Genomic DNA, 18,503 nt, shown 5'->3' on the forward strand with positions numbered 1-18,503 from the left:
TGCCGGAACTGGACGTCGCCTTGTCAGCGTCGGCAGATGAGAATTCCGCCCAGGCAGGTGATCTCGAATGCTCCTCGCCGGGCGATGCGATCGACGAGGATGGTGCGGGCCCGCTCGATGGTCGCCTCAAAGGGCACATCGTGCTGGTCCGCCCACGCCTGATACGAGGCCATGTGCGCTACCACCGGTTCCGGGTCGCGGACCGTGATCGTGCCGGGCAGCTCGATCGTCTCAACTCGGCCGAACTCCTCGTCGAGAAAGGCCGGCGCCTTCTCCAGGGAGAAGCGGGCGCTGAGCGAGATGCGGGCCGGGCCGCGTCCCGTACCAAGTATGTCGCCGGCAGCTCGCACCCATAGCTCGTCCAGCTCGGCCTTGTCCCGGTCGCTGTTGGTCGAGGCGATGACCAGTCCGTCGGCGGTCACGACGCGGGACAGCTCGATGGCCGCCTGGGCGATGTCCGGGGCGTGGTAGAGCATGTGCAGCGCCAGGACGGCGTCGACGCTTGCAGCGGCCAGCGGGAGGCGGGCAACATCCGCCACAGCGACCGGGCCGGGGACATCCGCCAGGATGCCGGGAGCGATGTCGAGACCAAGCAGGCTCAGGTCGGGCCGGTCCTGGCGCAGACGCTTGATGAACCTGCCGTTCCCACAGCCGACATCGACCACACGCCCGCGTACCGCTCTCAGCTGCTCGGCGACGAGGCCGGGCAGGTCATAGCGGGGCGTCTGCCATTGGTAGAGCGACTGGCGGGCGGCGAGGCCGCGATCGTCGTTGTAGGCGCTCCCGGTCAGGCGGCCGCGGTCAGTCACGGCAGCGTCATGGGTAGCGGAGAGGTCGGTCACGTCGGCAGCTCCGGAGGGCGGGCGGCGGGAGAGGCCGCGAGGACGGCCGTGTGCTGAAGGCGTTCGCGCAGTTGGGTCGCCTGCGTCGCTCCACCGTACTGCGGCTCGCCCAACACCCGGCCGAGATCAACCAGCCTCCGTACGATGCTCGCCGACAGGCGTTCCGGCGGTGCCTCGAGTACGAAGCCGAGCATCGCCTCGGCGCCGTCGATGTCTGCCAGGAGCAGGTGGCCGCGAGCGAGGTCGACATGGGCGGCGAACAGATCGCCGACCGACTGGTCGTCGTGCTCGGCACTGCGGTAGAGCCGGACTGCCGTGTCCGCACTGGCGATGGCTTGCTGGACGTGGTCGCGCCCACCGATCGCGAGGTGGGTCGTGCCGGCGTACGCGTGCTGCTTGGCGGCAGGGAAGGCGAAGATCCCGGGTACGTCGTCGTGCCCGGCCATCGTCTCGCGGGAGCGCTCGGCATCCACCAGGGCGGCTGCCGCTCCCGCGCTGTCGCCCGCTATCGCGAGCGCCCGTGCCTCCAGGCTCGCCAGCCGGGCGCCGATGCTGCCGCCCGCCCGATGGTGACGTCCGGCCTGGGCCAGCCGCGCTGCCTGCTCGTACCACCCTGTCCAGTAGGCGATCAGCGACTCCACGGCCCGCACCCAGGCCAGTAGCCCCTCGTGCCCGGCCGCCTCGGCGCACGCACGAGCCGTTCGGGCATGCGTGGCTGCGGAGTCGTAGCGGCCCAGATCGAGGCAGACATGCGCGGACAGTCCGCACAGCCGCGACGCCGAGACGTACAAGTCACTGGTCTGACGGGGCCGTTGACGTCCTCGCAGCAGGCCGAACACCCCATCTCGCAGTTGCTTGATCTCGACGTAGAACTCCAGCAGAGGGTGGCTCACATACGAACGCGCGAGCCGTGCGACGTCGGCTCGCCCATCCCATCTCCCCGGAGCATGTGGACTCTGGCCCCCCATAGTGGCCCCGGGCATGGCCGCCACGCTGGCTCCCGACCCAAACGAGCTAAGGCGGTTGGCTGTTGGACATGTCCAACAGAACGCGCGATGAGCCGGAGACGACCCAGCCTGACGACGCCCCAGGCGGCGTCGAGAACCGCACGATGCTCTTCGCCAGGCGCAGGCCCACCGCACACAAAGCCCGTGAGTTTGTCGCCGAGACCCTCTCTCAGTGGGATCTCACCGAACGCCTCGACGACGTCCGGCTGTGCGTGTCCGAGCTGGTGACCAATGCTCTGCGACACGGGGCGCCCGCCGGCCACCTGATCCTCGTCCGCCTCGAACTCCAAGACGCGCAGCTGCTCGTCGAGGTGCACGACAGCGGCAGCGGTACCCCCAGACTGCGTGAGGCGCCGGAATCCAGCGAGGAGGGCCGCGGGCTGTTCCTCGTGTCCGCCATCGCCGACGACTGGGGTGTCACAACCCGCCAAGGCCCCGGCAAACGAGTCTGGGCGTCCTTTCAGCGCCAGGCAGTGACCACATGCTGACTCCCGCGCGCACGGGACAGACCGACCTGTCCCCCCTGATCGCCTGCCTGGCCACCGCGACCTGGCTGGACACCGACCCGACCGGCGCCCCCTGTGCTGCTTGCTATTGGTGCCGCAGCTCCCGCGCAGTCCGTGCGAGACACCGACGGTCATCGAGCAGCGCATGCGCACCATCGCGACCGCGCTCGGCCTCGGGCCAGCCACGGCGCCCCCACGCGATATTGGACCGCGGCTGCGCCCGACCAGCCCGACCGACGTCGCCCTGCGCTTCGGCCGCACCCCCTACTGCAAGCCCACCCGCAGGCCGGCCCTGGACGCTGCTCCTTCGCCAACGGACCGAGGTCGTCCTCGTCCTAGGCATCGACGCGCTCTCCAGCACTGCCACCCCTGCCGAGACCGACGCCTACCTCGGCCGCGCCATGCTCCAGCAGCGGCTGCTCTTCGGCCACACCCGCACCGAATGAACCGCTGCCCGACACAAGGGGACCTCCCGTGACGATCCACCCCGTCTCGCCGAACATCGTGCTCGCCAACGCCCTCCACCACGCCGAGGACATCCTCACCCCGCGCATCCTGACCACGCCCACCCCAGCGGATCGTGCTGGTCGTCGGCACGCAGATCAACGGCGCCCCGCAGTCCAAGGCTGTTCAGCGGTCGTCCGTGGCACGAAGGCGAGCGCCTCTTGGATGTTGTGCTCGGCGATGCCCCTCATGAAGTCGCGGTCGGGGAAGTCGCCGTCGAGGAGCCGCAGTGGTCCGGCGACGAGAGACAGGCGCATCGCCAGCGAGTAGAACGCAAGACGCTGCTCGTCGAGGTCACTGTGGTCGAGCCATCGGTAGTGCTCGCCGAAGCGCAGTCGCAGGAACGCGTGCTCCCACTCGACATCGAAGAACATCAGCCCCTCGATGTCGATGAGGACCGGCTGCCCGTGCCGGTCCACCAGCACGTGGTCCGGCCCGAGCTCACCGTGGATGAGCCCGTGCTGCGAGCGTGGGCGCACAGCCGCAGCCAATTTGCGAACTACAGTCTCCAGCTGGTCGCGGGAACGTGTGATCCGCGTGCCGCGAGAGGCGGCTTCGGTGAGGTCGTCGAGCGCGCGGTCCAGGACGACCTGCTCACACGAGCTGCCCTCGGAGGTGTCGCCCTTGTCGATCAGGGCGACTTTCCCGAAGCGCGGACCCTGATGCCGCTGCATCGCACCGAGTGCCTCGGCGAGTCGCGCCATGGTCGTCTCCACGCTGCGCGGGTCTTGGCGGAGCAGTGCCTCCAGGTTGTCGCCGGGCACGTCCTCGACCACGGCGACGTCCGCCGGGTAGTGGCTCCTGCTTCGGTCGGCCAGCCGGATCCGGGGCGTGCGGATTCCGAGGGTGTCCAGATGCCGGTGGGCGGCCTCGAAGAGCTCGATGCCGGAGGCGGGCGAGAACGGGTCCGCGTGGTTGTCGGCCTCGTCGGCCTGCGTGGTGGGCCAGTAGTTCTCGGCACCGTCCCAGATGTAGACGATTGCGGTGGAGTCATCGTCGAAGATGAGGCGGTACACGCCCTTCTTGCTTCCACCCCGGAGTCGCGATGCGCCCACGAGGCGATGTTCGGCACCCAGAGCCGCACGTGCGACGCCTTCCAGGTCATCCCGTGTGACAACCCTGTGTACCGCGTCCACGACCTGCCTCCCCATGTGTCGACGCGTTGCCCCCCGCTTGGAGGAGGACGCTACCGCTTAGGCAGGCAAGCGCATAAGCGCCCGATCTTAGGCGATGCCTGCGTGCGTTGATCATCTAGGAGACGACGAAGCCTGTTTGGCTTGTGGCCGACGTGCTCCGCCCAGGTCGCCCGACCCTAGTCGCGTGATATCAGGCCGCTGGTTACAGATTTTCGAGGCGCACGGCATCGACGAACTTGCCCATCGCTGTCCAGTACTCATCAAGAGCGGGGTAGAACGCTGTGGACTCCTGCGTACTTTCCGCGATCTCGCCGAGTGTCATATAGACCTTTGTAGAGGCGGCGGATACTGCGTTGCAGGCGTCTACCGCTTCGGCGCTGTAGCCATGGAGAGTCACCAGGGCGCAGCTCTGGCCGAAGGGACCATAGAGCTCACGTAAGCGAGCTCGGTGCTCGCCCAGGCGTACGCCGCGCTGTTCTGGATCTTCAACGCTCAAGATTGTCGGAGTCAGGCGGTACTCGCCACCCATGAGGTGGGCTTGCTCGATGAAGGCGAGGTAGGACGTTTGCCTCGCTTCATTCCGGCGTGCCCTGTCTTGCACCTCCGCTGCTGCCTCGGCCTGGAGCTGCGCAGCTCGCGTATGGCCACGGCTCGTCACCCAACTGGCCAGCACAGCTGTGGCGCCTGTCAGCCCTGCGACCCACAGCCCGATGTCCCCCATGTTTAAGCAGTTTGGGGGCTCGCAGCCTGCAGGGGTAGACCGGGAAGCACCCGCGGAAAAGGCCGTCGGCCGTGCCTTCCGAGAGCGGAAGAACACGGCCGACGGCCCACACACGGCCCAGGCGAGCGGAATCCGCTCTGACCTGCGGCCTTCCTAGATGTCGAAGTAGAGCTAGAGAAACGCTCTGACCTGCGTAGACCAGCCCTCGATGGGGGATAGGTGCACACCGGGTGCACGCGCTGCTGATCGGCGGCCTGTTCGGGGCAGGTGACCGCCCCGTCCCGGCGAAGGGCTGGTCGCCGAGTACGTGTCGTACTGTCAACTCCTGATCCCTGCCGCCCACTTGCGACGGTCCATCACGTACGTACTGAAAAGGTGCTCGCACCGGCCGAGGAGCTCGGCCACCTCTGCGTCCCCGCGCGGCACGTCCGCCGACGGCTGCCAGCGCTGGACGGACTGCTCGGCCCAGCGGCGCAGCTTGTCGTCCGAGTCGTTCAACAGAGCGACCGCAGAACGCAGTTGGATCACTCCGCCCTGTACGTCGAGCAGCCGGAACGCGGCGAGCCGGGTGTGCCGGGGCCGGTCCGGTGCGAGCCGGTCGAGCAGCCAGTCGGTATCCAGGCGGCCTGCTGACGGGGCGAGCGCGGTCGCCGCCTCGCGTGCGACGGCCGGTGCCGGATCGTCGAGGAGCACGCGCAGCCGTTCCGCCTCCACCGCGTCCAGAGCGCGCAGCCCCGCCACCGCACCCACCCGGACCGCACCCACAGGGTGCGTGACCAGCGGCCACAGCAGCTCGGCATCGGCGCGTACCCCGCACTCGCCGAGCCCGGCCGGCGCCCCCGGCGGCACCTCGCCGGCGCGCGTGCACCAGTCCCGGTACCGCGGAAGCGGATCGACCCCGTCCTGTCGTACGACATAGCGCGCGCAGGCCCGCACCAGCGACGAGCGGTCGACCAGGAATTCCCGCGCCCGGCCTGCCTGTCCGGCCCGCCGCAGCCCGGTCACACCGGCCGACCGCACCCAAGGATTACGGGAGCCGAGCAGCGGCACGAGCACTTCGTCGTAGTCGGCTTCCGACGCTCCGGCGAGCGCGACGTCGGCGCACAGCTTCTGGACGACCGTGTCGTTGTCGCGGGCGGCGGTACGGGCCAGCTCGGCGGGGGACAGCCGACGCTCGGCCACGGCGATGCGATGGGCGAACCTGCGCACGTCACGGTCCCGGTCGGTGAGCAGCGGCACGAGCCGCCCGTGCGGCGCCCGGCACAGCAGCTCGCGCAGCAGTCCGACCGCGAACTCCCCGCGATCCCGGCGCCCAGCCTTCAGCACCAGCGCCGCGAGCCCTGTGGTATCCGCGCAGTCGAGCCCGGCCCGCAGCACTTCGCGCGCCCGCTCCCGCACCGGAGCCGCCCAGTCGGTACATCGGACGACCACGAGCGGCAACAGCGCGGGCCGCCCCACTGCCTTGCCCACGGCCGCCTCCCGCACCCGCCCGTCAGGGTGGCACAGCGCCATCGCGAGCCGGGCGTCGTCGAGCTCCCGGGCCTGCCGTCGAACGGCGAATCCCTTCAGGGACCAACTCGCGGACCGACTCGCCTGCCCGTCGATGACCTCGGCCCGCGTGGGCAGCAACTCGCGCTGATGCGGGCGGAGGTACCGTACGCCGAGATCGAGGCTGAGCCACGAGTCAGGATCATGGACATCGAGCGCCTCGCCCAACGCCACCCCTTCACCCAGCCGTACGGCAGCCGCCACCCCGGTTCTGTCGTCCCCGCCCATGCGTGCCCCGCAATATGTGTATTCGACCTGTCCGATCTGCGGTGATGCTACGCCGCCCCACTCCGGCCGGTCGCCTGATATATCCGCACGCGGACCGCAGCCCGCTGCCCGCCCGGAGACAGCGCCGAGGGCCGCCGCCCCAACAGGGATGACGGCCCTCGGCGCTGTCTCCGGGCGACCGGTCACGCGACCGGCCGGGTCCGCCTAGAGGTCGAAGTAGAGGTGTGAAACGGCTCTGACCTGCGGCGACATTTGGTCTGCGAGTGGGTCGGTGCACAGGAAGTGCACATCGCGAGGGAGGGGCGGCGGAGCGGTGTTTCGATCGCTCCCTGGCGGCGCATCTAGTCCCTCATGACCGACACACCACAGGAACAGCTCGACGGCTTCGTGCAGGCCATCAACGACCTTCACTTAGCCACCGTGCGTGACGAGGACGCCCGTGCGGCATCCGAAGCCGCCGCCAACCTCCACTCGGGCAGCGGTTACCTCAACGCGCCGATGGAGGTACTGGAGGCGTTCTCGCGGGCCATCGAGATCGGCTACGCGGCGGCCATGCAGGACGTGCGCCGAGGCAATCTCGACATGGACATCCAAGAGTGGCGGCCTGAGCTGTTCGAAGTCGATTGACCTGCGCACGCCAGTGTCAGGCGGCTGACCGGTAGCGCTGGCCGATCGCCTTGCGGGCCTTCTCGACCGCGCCCGTCACGCGGTGGACGTACCGGCGGAGCGTGAATGCGGGATCTTCGTGGCCGAGCAGGTCGGCGAGGGTGTAGACGTCAACGCCCTCGTTGATCGCCTCGGAGGCGAACAGGTGCCGTAGGGCGTGCATCATCTTGTCACGGCACTCCTCCCACTTGCGGCCCTTGCCAATGGGCTTGTCGTTGAGGGCCTTTATCGCGCCGATCGCCTCCAGGGCACCCTTCCAGAGGTAGTTGAAGTAGTTCTTGTTGAGCGGCTTGCGCTCCCGCGTGGTGAACACCAGGCGCACGGTCACAGGCTCACCGTCCTTGGTCATCCACGGCAGGGTGACCTCGACCGGTGGGTGCTTGCGCATGTGCTCGGTGAGCAGCACAGCCAACTCGTCGCCGACTGGTACGAAGCGGTCCTTGGGGTCGTCCTCCGTGCCGCCCTTCGGTGGGGCGAAGACCAGCGTGCCGCGGTCGTGGGTGATCTGGCGGCGGATGTGAACGACCTTGTCCTTCTGTAGCCAGTTGACGTCCTCGGGGCTGAACCCGAAGATCTCGCCCTGCCGCATGCCGAGCCCTCGGCCGCAGTCGACCGTGGCCTGGTAGCGCTCGGGTAGATGAGGTCGCAGCGCGTCCGTCTGCTCCCACGACAGAGGTACGTCCTTCGCCGCCTTCTTCGACCGCCTCGGTTTCACGCGCTTCACCGACCCCGTCTCGCAAGGGTTCTTGGCGATCAGGTCGTCGTCCACGGCCATGGCCAAGATCGACGACAGGTGCGTGAAGACCAGCCCGACCGTCGTCTCGTCCAGCACCTGCAACCGTCGCTTGATCCAGGTCTGCACAGTGGATGCCTTGATCTGGCGCAGCTTGAGCGAGCCCAGCGGCCCGATGACGTGGTTGCGGACGCGGGATTCGTACTGGGCGTAGGTCCGAGGGTTGTCGAAGGTCTGGTTCTCCAGCCACTGCTCGGCCACCGCCTTGAGCTGGGCCTCACCCTTCCTCGGGTCGATGTACGTGCCGTCGTCGACGCTGCCCTGCATCTTGGTGAGGTGCTGCCGGGCGTCCTCGTACCGGTCGAAGCTCTCGCTCTGCTGCTGCCCGTCGGGGTCGCGCCACCGGGCCAACCACCGCTTGCCGCGACCGTGTTCGCCCGAGGGGACCTTGTTGTGGGCTGTGCACTTCTCCTCGTCGGCCTGCGGCCGCTTCTTGTGCCAGCGGTCGTACGGCTCAGCCACGCGGCGCCGCCACGGAAGCTGTGAACAGCGCGATCGGGGAGACGCCGAGTGCGGAGGCGATGGTGACGAGGTCGTCGACGTCGCAGCGGCGGCGAGCGCGTTCGGTGCGGCTTAGGGCGATGTTGGTCAGGGGGCGGCCGAGAGCGGTGCAGCGCTCAGCGAGGTCCTGCTGGGAGAGTCCGTGCAGCAGACGCAAGCGCTCGATATTGCGCGCGGCCTGAATTCTGGCGGGGCCTATTTCTACGGGTCGGGTTGCCATGACAGATAGCTGTAACTCGAATTCGGTGGCCATGGCAAGGGGTTACTCAAGAAGTCGTGAAAACTCGGTGGCGTCAAGAATTCGGGCGGTTCGGTGAAGCTGGATTCTCATGCTATGGTCCCGCGCCCCTGTTCCCGCGGGCACTCCAGATGCCCGCTGACCTGCGGCAGCGATGGTTGCAGCCTGATCGTTCGGCTGGAATCGGGTGAGAGGGGCCGTCCGACAGAAAGCGGACAGATCCCCTTGGTTTGCGAGGTGATTTCGGCAACCGGGGATTCGGGTCTACCGTTTTGCTCTCACTCGGCGAAGCGCCGTTTGGGGCGGCCGTGGAATTTCCACACAATGCCGCTGGACGCCGTCGGTAAACCTGTGGCTGTCTTGTCCATCCCGCCACTTCCATGAAGGAGCCCCTATGCCCCGAACCCCTCGCCACGAAGTCGCCGGCGGTGCTAGTCCAATCCCGCTGGCCACGCCGGAGGAGGTCGCGGCCTACCTCGGCGTACCGGTGAAGACGCTCTATCAGTGGCGTCATCGCCGTATCGGCCCGACCGTGCACAAGGTCGGTCGGCACCTGCGTTACCGGTGGCGGGAGGTGGACGCGTGGCTGGACGCGCAGACCTCGTACGACCTCACGGTCTGACTCCGCACCCCATCGGGACAGCGAAACGGCCCCCGGCGAGCCACCGCCGAGGGCCGAGGATTCCCCAACTGATCGCCCACACCTGAAGGAACGAGCTGGTGAGGGTGGGTCTTGCCGGACCTGCCCTCACCGGAGAGGAACGTCTATGGAGGACTCTACGTCCCCCACTGCCACCGACACATCCCCGAAGACTGTCTGGCCTGAGGTCGCCGTCCCCGGAGAGGGGATCCCCTGGCTCCGTGCGGACCAAGGGGACGCGCGGACTGTGGACGCCGTCCCCGGCCAGATGGCCATTGCCGTCGACGGGGGCCAGCACGGTCCCCAAGGCGAAACCGGCGTGCGGGGACCGGAACTTGGGGACCGGTCCCCAACCGGTGACCGAATATCGGCATCTGCCCCTGACCTGCAGGTCAGCGTGATGGGGACCGCGTTTGGGGACCGCGACGGGGACGAATCACAGCGACTTGGGGACCGGGATTCCGGTCCCCAACGGTCACTGGGGACCGGAGAAGAGTTGGGGACGGGCGGCCGGGTGGGGACCGAGCTGGGCGGCACCTCGGATTCCGGTGGCTCGTCGGGGACCGGGGACGATGCGGTTGCGGTGACCGGTGAGGGAGCGGTGCTGCTGGACGAGCTGCGGTCAGCGATCGGCAAGTACGTGGTGCTGCCCAACGAAGAAGCGCTGACCGCGGTCACCCTCTGGGTGGCGGCCACGCATATCCAGACCGCCCTGCAGCACGCGCCCCGCCTGGCGGTGATGAGCCCGACCAAGGGCTGCGGCAAGTCCCGCGTGCTGGATGTGCTCTACGAGACCGTCCACGACCCGATGATGACGGTGAACACCTCACCGGCCGTCATCTTCCGCACCATCGGCAAGATCCCGCCCACCTTGCTGGTCGACGAGGCGGACACCATCTTCAGCCCCAAGGCAAGCGGCGACAGCGAGATCCTGCGCGGCCTGCTGAACGCCGGGCACCAGCGCAACCGGCCCGCGTGGCGGATCTCCGGCCCGGAGCACAAGCCCACCCCGTTCCCCACCTTCGCGTTGGCCGCGATCGCGGGGATCGGTGACCTGCCGGATACGATCACCGACCGGTCGGTCGTACTGCGGATGCAAAAGCGCAAGCCTGGCGAGAAGGTCGCCCCGTTCCGAACGCGATACGCGGCGCCCGAACTCAACGTGCTGCGTGACCGGTTGGCCGCCTGGCTCGGGCCACTGCGCGGCACGGCTGCCCGCATGGTTCCGGCGATGCCGGTGGAGGACCGGGCGGCGGATACCTGGGAGCCGCTGGTCATCATCGCCGACCTGGCCGGCGGTCACTGGCCCGCTGGGGCTCGCGCCGCCTGCCTGGCCATGACTCGGCACGAGGCGGTCCAGGACGAACAGACGAGCCTCAAGACACGGCTGCTGCGCGACATCCACCGCATCTTCGAGCGGGCGAACAACCCCGAGGCCCTGCCCACCCTGGATCTGGTCGCTGCTCTGATCCAGGACGCGGACGCTCCGTGGGCGGAGCACGGCGCCAAAGGGATGAACGCCTACCATCTGGGCAACCTGCTGCGGGACTTCGGCATCGGCCCCGCCAACTACCGCTTCGACCAGGGCAGGCAGGCCAAGGCATATCTGCGCAACCGATTCCTGGACGCCTGGGCCCGCCACTGCCCCGACCTGATCCAGGCGGAGGCTCTACCCGAGCCCGCCCACGGCACCTCACCCGCCCGCCCGACGCAACGCAAGCCGCTCATGGACGGGCCGGCGGGTTCGCTGCCCGTCGGCCCGCCCGGAGGTCCCGCCGGACCGAAGCGAACTCTCTGACCCCGCCCGCGTATCGCACCTGGGCAGTAGTCCGCAGCAGTGCGTCGCATCCGTCCCCGCGCAGGTCAGCACGGCGACGGACTCTCTCACCGGGACGGACGTATCCGTACCTGCCCGGCCGTCCGTACCTGTGCTGACCAGGCACGCGACGCATGCAACGGATGCGACACCGCACCACTCCTGCCATTGGAGCACCACGATGCCCGACACCGGCACCAGCAACCACTACCCCCCTCGCCGCTGGGGATGGCTCGGCCTCGGCCGACGAACAGCAGCAAGCTGGAGCGTTCGAGCCCCTAACGGGGCTTCGTCCGCGCTTGCCCCCGCCCCAGGGGTGGCGGAGGAGGAGGCCGGGCGCCAGCGGGCACCCGAGCCGGAGGAGGGGGTGGCTGAGCCCAACGCCGCGTCCGCCGCCAACACTCCCGCCGTACACGATGAGCTGCCCGCCGAGCTCGCCGTCCCGCAGCCCGAGTCACCTGCCCGCACTCCGTTGCCCGTTGAGCAGCCCTCGTGGCGTGAGCCCGACGCCCCCGCGCTGCCTGCGCGGTTGAACCGCAAGCGCACCATCGAGAGGCGCGACCAGGAGAAGAAGATCCGCTTCACCCCGACCGCGGTGCGCATCATCGACGAGGCAGCCAAGCGGCGCCGTCAGAAGTTCGCCGGGTTCGTCGGCGACGCCGCCCTCGCGGTCGCGCTCGGCAAGGCGACCATGACCGGCAGCCCGGAGGACGATCCCATCCGCCCGCTGGTGGAGGCCGTCGAGTCCCACACCAAGGCGCTGAACCGGATCGGCACCAACCTCAACCAGATCACCATGGCCATCAACAGCGGAGCCGTCCCCGACCAGGCCGAGGTCGTACTCGACCACGTCGACCAAGCCGTCCAGCGCAACTACGAGTTGATGGACGAGCTCGTGGCGGAAGGCGGCGCTGGCCATGGTGCCTGATGTCTCCTCCGGCTCCGACACCCGCAGCCTGATCAACTACCTCTTCGGGCCGGGCCGCCGCGACGAGCACACCGACCCGCACATCGTGGCCGCCTGGGACATGACCGGCGCCCCCGACCCAGGCCGCGATCCCGAAGCCACCTACACCCAACTTGCCCGACGCCTCGACCACCACGTCGACCTGCGCACCCGCGAACTCGGCAAGAAGCCGCCGAAGCATGTATGGCACTGCCCGGTACGCACCGCGCCCGGCGACCGTTACCTGACCGACACCGAGTGGGCCATGGTCGCCCGCCGGGTCGTCGCCGCTACCGGTATCGCACCCGAGGGCGACGACCAGGCATGCCGGTGGATCGCCGTGCGGCACGCGGACGACCACATCCACATCCTCGCCACCACCGTGCGCGCCGACGGCCGCCGCCCGCGTACGAACCGGGATGGCTGGCGGGCGCAGCAGGAGTGCCGCAAGATCGAGGCCGAGTTCGGGCTGCGCCGCCTCAAGTCCGGCGACCTGACCGCCCCGAAGACGCCCACCGGGGCGGAGCGGGCCAAGGCCGAGCGCCTGGGCCAGGAGGTGACCACGCGGGAGTGGCTGCGCGAGCGGGCGTACGAGGTTGCCGCCGCGGTGCGCAGCATCGACGACTACTTCAGCGTGCTCACGTCGCTGGGTATCCAGGTCAAGCTGCGCGTGAGCGCCAAGACCGATGAGGTGGACGGCTACAGCCTGGCCGCCCCCGGTGACACCATCTTTTTCGGTGGTTCCGCGCTCGCCCCTGACCTGTCCTACAACCGCCTGGCCGAACGCCTCCCCACCCAGGACGTGCCCGACCGGCCCCAACAGGTGGCGGACCCGGCCGAGCCGTGGCGCCGTACGGAATCCGCTGTGCGTACGGCCCTCACCGCGCTCGACGCGGGCGACGACGCCACCGCCCAAGGCCACTTGGACGCCTTCGCCGACATCCTGCACAACGTGGCCCGCAACATCCCCGGCCCTCATCAGGCCGAACTGCAAGCAGCAGCCTCGGCGTTCAACCGCGCCCGCCGCTCCGTGATCCGCGCCGACCACCAGGCCGCCACCGAACTCCGCCAAGCCGCCAGGGAACTCACCCACGCCGCTAACATCCCAGGTGGCCTCGCCATAGCCCTCATCTTCACCGCCCTGCACCTGGCCCGAGCCGCCTCCAAGTGGCACGAGCAACGCGGCCACGTACAGCAGGCCGCAGCAGCCGAAGAAGCCTTCCGCCACCTCCAGGAGAGCTACCGCCAAACCGCCGAGCCCGCCCTGGCGGACCTCGCCCAGCGCGCCCCACGCCCCCAGACCATCCAGCGCTTCGAAACCGCCGTACGCCAGGCCATACCAGACCATGCCGACCGCGTCCTCACCGACGCCGCCTGGCCAGCCTTGGTCACCACACTTGCCCGCGCGGAATCCGCCGGCCACAACGCCCGGCGTCTCCTTTCCGAAGTGGCTGCCAGCCGAGAGCTCGACACGGCCGAACGCCCGGCCGAAGTCCTCACCTGGCGCATCACCGCACAGCCCAACAAGCGCGCACAGGCAGCGCGCACGCCAAGTACCCGTAGTGGCACTGCATCCATGCGAAAAGCGCCGAAAGCGACACGACCCGCGACCTCAACGATGAGCACGAATACCGAAGAACGCGGCCGACACCGGTAGCAGCATCGGCCTCAGGGAGCCGAGGCAGCCTGGCCCCAATCGGCAGTGCTGAGCCAGAACAGGTGCCCTCGCCGCTCGTCGCGGCGAGGGCATCAACTTGCCTGGGCGCCCGGTAGATCAGGCAGCTTGGCCCTTGCTCGTGGCTGCCGGTTCACCGGCCGGTGAGGTGATCAGTTGCCTGGCCCACGCTCGCACGCGCGCCAGGTGCTCGTCTCGGAGCCCGATGCGGGGGTCAGGTTGGACGAGCAGGGTCGCCGAGCCGCGGGTGGTGCGTTCTGCGGCCCACGCGTGGTCGAGGCCGGTGAAGTCGTCGTCGATCCAGACGGCGGGCGCGTCACCCAGCCAACTGTCTACGAAGTCGCGCTTCCAGAGGTAGCCGTCGGGATGGCTGGTGGTGATCTGTGGGCGCGGGAGATCCACGTACGGCAAGGACGGGAGGCCGAGGAGCGGGCCGATCAAGGTGGCGGCATCCCTGCGCCAGCTGGTGCACCAGACAGGGCTGACCAGGCCGGTTCGGAACACTTCCATGAGCAGGGGGCCGTGGTCGGGGTTGAGCCAGACGGCGACGGGGTCGTCGGCGCTTCGTCCGGCGGGGACGACGTCGTGCCGGACGTGCGTGGCCGGGGTGGCCCCGTCGTCGGCCGGGAACGGTATGAGGACTCCGTCGATGTCGAGGAGCAGGTAGGGCTGGCGCATCGGTTCCTCCCAGGAGCTGGAGCGAGGGTCAGAGCTTGCGGGCGCTGATCAGCAAGGTGGTGGGCCAGTGGCCGTGGCGGGCGTCGTGGAACTCCTGGGCTGAGGTGACCCAGAGGCCCACGCGGTCGAGGTGCGTCTCCCATCGGCCGGCGTCGAAGTCCCAGCGCGCGACGGGCAGTCGGGTGCGGTCCGGGAGCACGACGTGATCGCGGCGCGGCCAGTCGTCTGGTGAGGGACGGCGGCCGCCGCGCTCGGGGTGAGGCACCGTGAAGGCCAGAGTGCGGCCGGGCTTCAGGTGCTGGGCGATGGCCGGGAGCAGGAGTTCGGGGGCTACCAGGCCGATGGCGCCGAAGACCGAGTAGATGGCGTCGAACTGCTCGTCGCTGGCCTGCAGGTAGTGCAGGGCATGGCCGGCGACGAAGGTGAGGTTGCTGAGACGTCCGTAGTGGGAGCGGGCTCGGCGGATTTGAAGGCCGACGAGGTCGAGGCCGGTGACGCGTGCCCCGTGCCGGGTGGCGAGGTGGGCGGCGTTGTGGCCGGGGCCGCAGCCGAGTTCGAGCAGCCGCCTCCGTGGCAGGTCGTGGCCGAGGATCTCGGCACCTGGGCCGCTGCCGGGCCTGGTGGTCCATTCCATGCGGGCCGGTACGGGGAGTGCTCCGGCGAGGCCGACAGCGGTGCGCTGGAGCGCGTGTGCGTGCCAGGGGGATGCCTGAGCGAGCGGCATCTAGACCTCCAGGAGCCGGAGGGCATCGGTGAGGTGGCGGCGCACGACCTTGATGTACGCAGGGTCGGTGGCCGGGTCGTTGATCCAGCGGATGGCCTGCTCCATGAACCACTCCACCGCCCACATACGGTGCCAGCCCAGCGCCCAATTCTCGGCGGCGAGACCGCCCCGCTCGGCGAGGGCATCAGGGGTGCCGCCCTCGGTGACGTAGGTCTCCAGGAATACGCGCAGGCGTACGGGGTCGGGCTCCTCGAGGGTGCCGTGCCAACTGGCGAGGTCGAGAAGGCCGGGGCCGGTGAAGGCACGGGCGAAGTCCAGCAGGCGCCATCCGCGTTGGCCGATGTGGAGGCTGGTGGGGTGGAACTCGGAATGCACCCAGCCGAACGGCGCCACCGTCGTTCCGGCCGAGCGGGCTTCGGCGGCCTGGGCGAGCTGGTCGAGCGCGCTCTCGATGTCGTCCGCGTCCTGCCACCGCTCAGCCTTGCGAAGCTGATCGAGGTGATCCAGCGCCCTGCCGGGCAGGGACCGTAGGGCTTCTTGGTCGAGGACGGGCAGGGCGGCGGCGGTGCGGGTGTGGTGCAGGACTACGGCTGCGGCAGCGCCGTCGAGGTCGTCGGCGTCGCGGATAGGGGTTCCGAGATCTTCCAGCAGCATCCCGAGCCAGCCGTCGAGCACCGCGGAGGCATGGACCTTGGGGACCGGGACACCGAGGGTGTGGGCCAGGCGGAGGGCCTGGTCTTCGCTGTCGAAGGGCTTCTTGGCGTACTTGAAGATGGCGGTGGCGCCGTCGGGGAGCGTCAGGCGTTCGACGCCGGACATGGACCAGACGCGCACCTCTTCGCGCGCTACGGCGGACTGGCCGGCAGCGGTCAGCACGTTGTCCAAGAGTTCGGCGTTCAGGTTCGCGTCCATAGGTGGCTCCTGCGGTGGAGGGCGTCCGGGGCGGGCGAAGGTGCCGGCCCGCCCCGGAGCCAGGTCGGGTGCGGGCTATGTGGCGGGGGTCACGCGACGGGCGTAGACCTGCTCGATCCATCCGGCCTTGAACTGGGCAAGGTCGTTACGGAAGTTGGCCATCGAGGCACCGTAGGGCGCGACGACGCCACCGGACTGGTCCGGCACGGACTGGCAGCCGTGCACGAGCCGTCCGCCGAGCGCGGCGTGGGCCTTGATGGACTCGATGCGGCGGTGCTCGTTGAACCAGCCGCCGTGGTAGACCTCGTCGAGCATGCCGCCGGTCTCGTCGTCCAGGTCGAAGACGACCGAGGTGGCGGCGGGGAAGAACCAGCACGGTCCGACGTTCGAGATGTGCCCGTCCAGCTCGACCTTGTCCAGCGCCATCAGCGTGGCCGCCTCGCGCAGCATCCGCAGGTGGGCAGCGGTGATCTGCGGCAGCCCGAGAGCGGCGAGGTGCTCATCCCGAAAGAGGTACGCGTACACCTCGTACGCGGTGGCCAGGACCTGGGCCGCGTCCGACGTGGAGGTGGCATGGGCCTTCACGAAGTCGAGGGCGAGCTGCTCGACCGCGCTCTGCGTGGTCTCGTTCACGTCCAGGAGCTGGGACTTGACCAGCGTCCAGTCGGCGACGAGCCAGGTGTTGGACTCGAAGCGGAAGAAGTAGTCGGCCGGGTCGATGGTGATGCGCCGGCCTTCGACCTGGATGCCGGGTAGGCGGCTCCAGCGCTCGTCGAATGCCTCGGGCAGCTCGACCGTGATGGCCGTGGTGGGTGCCGTGTCGATGGTGGTCACCGGGGTCTCCGTTTCTGGTCGGCCAGGTTCGGGCACAGGAATGCCCGAACCCGGAGCGGGTGTACGCAACTTGGGGCCGCCCGGCCAAGTGGGGAGCCTGGATTCACGGTCGGACCTGGAACCGTTCCGAGCGGCTGATGATTAGTGAACCGCCGGTCACGCTCAGTGGGTACGGTGAAGGGCAGGCCAAGCGGTATACGCGGTTTACAGCCCGGAGCGGAGGCGATCGTGGCAGCGTCGAGAGAGCCCAACTCTCGTCTGCGCGAGACCATCGAGGCCGTCGGCTGCACCTTCGAGGCCCTCGCCAAGGACGTCCGCCGCGTCGCCGCGGAGAACGGCGAGATGCTGCAGACCAACAAGTCGGCCATCTCGCACTGGGTAAGCGGAGCCCGCCAGCCCACCGGGAGGACTGGCCAGTACCTCGCCGAAGCCCTCTCCCGCCGGTCGCAAAGGACCATCACTCAGGTCGAGATCGGCCTGACCACACCGGAATCCACGGCCGACGAACCGGACCAGGATCCGGTCGTTGCCGCAACCGACCTCGGCCGCGCCGACGTCGAACGACGCCGCTTCCTCGCCATCGCCGCCTTCACCACGGCCGGCGTCGCCATGCCCCTTGCTTACGACCACGAAGCCACCGCCCGCATGCTCCGCGCCCGTACTGGCGCGACCCTGGTGGGACCGGAGGACGTGGACGTCGTACGCCAGATCACCGCCGCCTTCAGCGCCGCCGACGAACGCCTGGGCGGAGGCCACGGCCTGACCACTGTGACCGCCTACCTCGCCGACACAGCCGCTCCCATGCTCCGCGCCCGCTTCCCGACCGAAGCCTTACGCCGGGCCGCCTTCGGGGCGGTGGCCGAACTCACCTACCTGGCAGGCTGGAAGCACCATGACCTCGGCCAGGAAGGCGCCGCTCAGCGTTACTACCAAGTCGGCTACCAACTCGCCTGCGAGGCCGACCCGCACGGCCATGCCGCCTGGATGATGCGCGCTCTTGCCCACCAGGCCCTCAGCCTCAAGCAGCCCCACCACTGCGTGGACCTCGCTGAAGCCGCCCTTGCTGGCGGCCTCGGCCACATCGACGGCCAGACCGAGGCCCTGCTTCACATCACCCACGCCCGCGCCTACGCCGCTACAGGCGAGAAGCCGGCCGCCGCACGCGCCCTGCTCGCCGCCGAGGACGCTCTCCTGCGCGACGACGGCCCTCAGCCCAGCTACTCCCGCGTCAGCGGCCCGGCCGCCGGCACCGTGGCTAGCCACACCGCCCGCACCCTGACCGACCTCGCCGACCACATCGGCACCGAGCAACAGCACCGCGACGCCCTGGTCCGCTGGGACCCCGTGAAGTACAAGCGCGTCCACGCCCTCACGTACGCCGACCTGGGTGACAGCCTCGCCGCCCAAGCCCGCGCCGACGAGGCCGTCGCCGCCTGGTCGCAGGCCCTGACGCTCATGGAAGGCATGACCTCCGACCGCACCCGCAAGGCGATCACCTCACTGCGGTCCACCCTCGCGATCTACCAGCGGCGCAAAGTACCCGGAGCCGCCGAACTCGCCCGCCGCGCGCGCGAAGCACTCGCCTAAC

Annotated in this window: 18 protein-coding genes; 7 read left to right on the top strand and 11 right to left on the bottom strand. The window is 69.3% G+C overall.

Annotated features, from left to right (window positions below; translation table 11 throughout):
* Positions 1-23: 23 nt before the first annotated feature.
* A complete protein-coding gene (locus J7E87_RS30790; RefSeq protein ID WP_215097891.1) occupies positions 24-842 on the bottom strand; it encodes a class I SAM-dependent methyltransferase in 819 nt (272 codons plus the stop codon).
* Positions 839-1,735: an XRE family transcriptional regulator gene (locus J7E87_RS30795; protein WP_251018245.1), complete on the bottom strand. Its 897-nt coding sequence runs from the start codon at positions 1,733-1,735 to the stop codon at positions 839-841. Before J7E87_RS30795 ends, J7E87_RS30790 begins: the two co-directional genes overlap by 4 nt.
* A gap of 143 nt (positions 1,736-1,878) precedes the next feature.
* Here J7E87_RS30795 and J7E87_RS30800 point away from each other — a divergent pair, with 143 nt between their 5' ends.
* The gene (locus J7E87_RS30800) at positions 1,879-2,337 is read left to right on the top strand and encodes an ATP-binding protein (protein WP_215097892.1); all 459 of its coding nucleotides are present in this window, start codon (positions 1,879-1,881) and stop codon (positions 2,335-2,337) included.
* Positions 2,338-2,957: 620 nt separating this feature from the next.
* On the opposite strand, the gene J7E87_RS30805 is transcribed toward J7E87_RS30800, so the two are convergent.
* From J7E87_RS30805 to J7E87_RS30815, 3 genes are all read right to left on the bottom strand, one after another.
* Positions 2,958-4,010: a phosphotransferase family protein gene (locus J7E87_RS30805; RefSeq protein ID WP_215097893.1), complete on the bottom strand. Its 1,053-nt coding sequence runs from the start codon at positions 4,008-4,010 to the stop codon at positions 2,958-2,960.
* A gap of 187 nt (positions 4,011-4,197) precedes the next feature.
* Entirely contained in the window at positions 4,198-4,716 is a 519-nt protein-coding gene (locus J7E87_RS30810) for a hypothetical protein (RefSeq protein ID WP_215097894.1), read from the bottom strand.
* Positions 4,717-5,034: 318 nt separating this feature from the next.
* Complete coding sequence (locus J7E87_RS30815) at positions 5,035-6,492, bottom strand: hypothetical protein (protein ID WP_215097895.1); 1,458 nt, start codon at positions 6,490-6,492, stop codon at positions 5,035-5,037.
* Between the two features lie 351 nt (positions 6,493-6,843).
* Between J7E87_RS30815 and J7E87_RS30820 the strand changes: the two genes are divergently transcribed.
* Positions 6,844-7,119: a hypothetical protein gene (locus tag J7E87_RS30820; protein ID WP_215097896.1), complete on the top strand. Its 276-nt coding sequence runs from the start codon at positions 6,844-6,846 to the stop codon at positions 7,117-7,119.
* Between the two features lie 16 nt (positions 7,120-7,135).
* Here the strand turns inward: J7E87_RS30820 and J7E87_RS30825 are convergent, their stop codons facing one another.
* Together J7E87_RS30825 and J7E87_RS30830 are read right to left on the bottom strand one after the other, a co-directional pair.
* The gene (locus tag J7E87_RS30825; RefSeq protein WP_215097897.1) at positions 7,136-8,413 is read right to left on the bottom strand and encodes a tyrosine-type recombinase/integrase; all 1,278 of its coding nucleotides are present in this window, start codon (positions 8,411-8,413) and stop codon (positions 7,136-7,138) included.
* Positions 8,406-8,672 (bottom strand): helix-turn-helix domain-containing protein, encoded by a 267-nt coding sequence (locus J7E87_RS30830; protein WP_215097898.1) that lies wholly within the window; start codon positions 8,670-8,672, stop codon positions 8,406-8,408. The genes J7E87_RS30825 and J7E87_RS30830 overlap by 8 nt, the downstream gene beginning before the upstream one ends.
* A gap of 412 nt (positions 8,673-9,084) precedes the next feature.
* Between J7E87_RS30830 and J7E87_RS30835 the strand changes: the two genes are divergently transcribed.
* From J7E87_RS30835 to J7E87_RS30850, 4 genes are all read left to right on the top strand, one after another.
* Positions 9,085-9,312: an AlpA family transcriptional regulator gene (locus J7E87_RS30835; protein ID WP_215097899.1), complete on the top strand. Its 228-nt coding sequence runs from the start codon at positions 9,085-9,087 to the stop codon at positions 9,310-9,312.
* A 601-nt stretch (positions 9,313-9,913) separates the two neighbouring features.
* Positions 9,914-11,128, top strand: a complete 1,215-nt coding sequence (locus J7E87_RS30840; protein ID WP_308313139.1) for a DUF3631 domain-containing protein — start codon at positions 9,914-9,916, stop codon at positions 11,126-11,128.
* 334 nt (positions 11,129-11,462) lie between these two features.
* Positions 11,463-12,074, top strand: a complete 612-nt coding sequence (gene mobC, locus J7E87_RS30845) for a plasmid mobilization relaxosome protein MobC (RefSeq protein ID WP_308313137.1) — start codon at positions 11,463-11,465, stop codon at positions 12,072-12,074.
* Entirely contained in the window at positions 12,064-13,749 is a 1,686-nt protein-coding gene (locus J7E87_RS30850) for a relaxase/mobilization nuclease domain-containing protein (protein ID WP_215097901.1), read from the top strand. The genes mobC and J7E87_RS30850 overlap by 11 nt, the downstream gene beginning before the upstream one ends.
* A gap of 117 nt (positions 13,750-13,866) precedes the next feature.
* On the opposite strand, the gene J7E87_RS30855 is transcribed toward J7E87_RS30850, so the two are convergent.
* The 4 genes from J7E87_RS30855 to J7E87_RS30870 all read right to left on the bottom strand — a co-directional run bounded on the left by J7E87_RS30855 (position 13,867) and on the right by J7E87_RS30870 (position 16,915).
* Complete coding sequence (locus tag J7E87_RS30855; protein ID WP_215097902.1) at positions 13,867-14,445, bottom strand: HAD domain-containing protein; 579 nt, start codon at positions 14,443-14,445, stop codon at positions 13,867-13,869.
* 28 nt (positions 14,446-14,473) lie between these two features.
* The gene (locus J7E87_RS30860; protein ID WP_215097903.1) at positions 14,474-15,169 is read right to left on the bottom strand and encodes a bifunctional 2-polyprenyl-6-hydroxyphenol methylase/3-demethylubiquinol 3-O-methyltransferase UbiG; all 696 of its coding nucleotides are present in this window, start codon (positions 15,167-15,169) and stop codon (positions 14,474-14,476) included.
* Complete coding sequence (locus J7E87_RS30865) at positions 15,170-16,081, bottom strand: phosphotransferase family protein (protein ID WP_215097904.1); 912 nt, start codon at positions 16,079-16,081, stop codon at positions 15,170-15,172. It lies immediately after the preceding gene.
* 75 nt (positions 16,082-16,156) lie between these two features.
* Complete coding sequence (locus J7E87_RS30870; protein WP_215097905.1) at positions 16,157-16,915, bottom strand: hypothetical protein; 759 nt, start codon at positions 16,913-16,915, stop codon at positions 16,157-16,159.
* 228 nt (positions 16,916-17,143) lie between these two features.
* Between J7E87_RS30870 and J7E87_RS30875 the strand changes: the two genes are divergently transcribed.
* Complete coding sequence (locus J7E87_RS30875; RefSeq protein ID WP_215097906.1) at positions 17,144-18,502, top strand: tetratricopeptide repeat protein; 1,359 nt, start codon at positions 17,144-17,146, stop codon at positions 18,500-18,502.
* Position 18,503: the final 1 nt, after the last annotated feature.

The organism is Streptomyces sp. ISL-1 (assembly GCF_018614585.1).
Taxonomy (GTDB): Bacteria; Actinomycetota; Actinomycetes; order Streptomycetales; family Streptomycetaceae; genus Streptomyces; species Streptomyces maoxianensis.

What these genes read in the sequence shown, in the direction of transcription:
- J7E87_RS30800 (WP_215097892.1), top strand. Translation starts at nt 1,879, where the DNA reads ATGTCCAACAGAACGCGCGATGAGCCGGAGACGACCCAGCCTGACGAC.
- J7E87_RS30805 (WP_215097893.1), bottom strand. Translation starts at nt 4,010, where the DNA reads ATGGGGAGGCAGGTCGTGGACGCGGTACACAGGGTTGTCACACGGGAT.
- J7E87_RS30810 (WP_215097894.1), bottom strand. Translation starts at nt 4,716, where the DNA reads ATGGGGGACATCGGGCTGTGGGTCGCAGGGCTGACAGGCGCCACAGCT.
- J7E87_RS30815 (WP_215097895.1), bottom strand. Translation starts at nt 6,492, where the DNA reads ATGGGCGGGGACGACAGAACCGGGGTGGCGGCTGCCGTACGGCTGGGT.
- J7E87_RS30820 (WP_215097896.1), top strand. Translation starts at nt 6,844, where the DNA reads ATGACCGACACACCACAGGAACAGCTCGACGGCTTCGTGCAGGCCATC.
- J7E87_RS30830 (WP_215097898.1), bottom strand. Translation starts at nt 8,672, where the DNA reads ATGGCAACCCGACCCGTAGAAATAGGCCCCGCCAGAATTCAGGCCGCG.
- J7E87_RS30835 (WP_215097899.1), top strand. Translation starts at nt 9,085, where the DNA reads ATGCCCCGAACCCCTCGCCACGAAGTCGCCGGCGGTGCTAGTCCAATC.
- J7E87_RS30850 (WP_215097901.1), top strand. Translation starts at nt 12,064, where the DNA reads ATGGTGCCTGATGTCTCCTCCGGCTCCGACACCCGCAGCCTGATCAAC.
- J7E87_RS30855 (WP_215097902.1), bottom strand. Translation starts at nt 14,445, where the DNA reads ATGCGCCAGCCCTACCTGCTCCTCGACATCGACGGAGTCCTCATACCG.
- J7E87_RS30860 (WP_215097903.1), bottom strand. Translation starts at nt 15,169, where the DNA reads ATGCCGCTCGCTCAGGCATCCCCCTGGCACGCACACGCGCTCCAGCGC.
- J7E87_RS30865 (WP_215097904.1), bottom strand. Translation starts at nt 16,081, where the DNA reads ATGGACGCGAACCTGAACGCCGAACTCTTGGACAACGTGCTGACCGCT.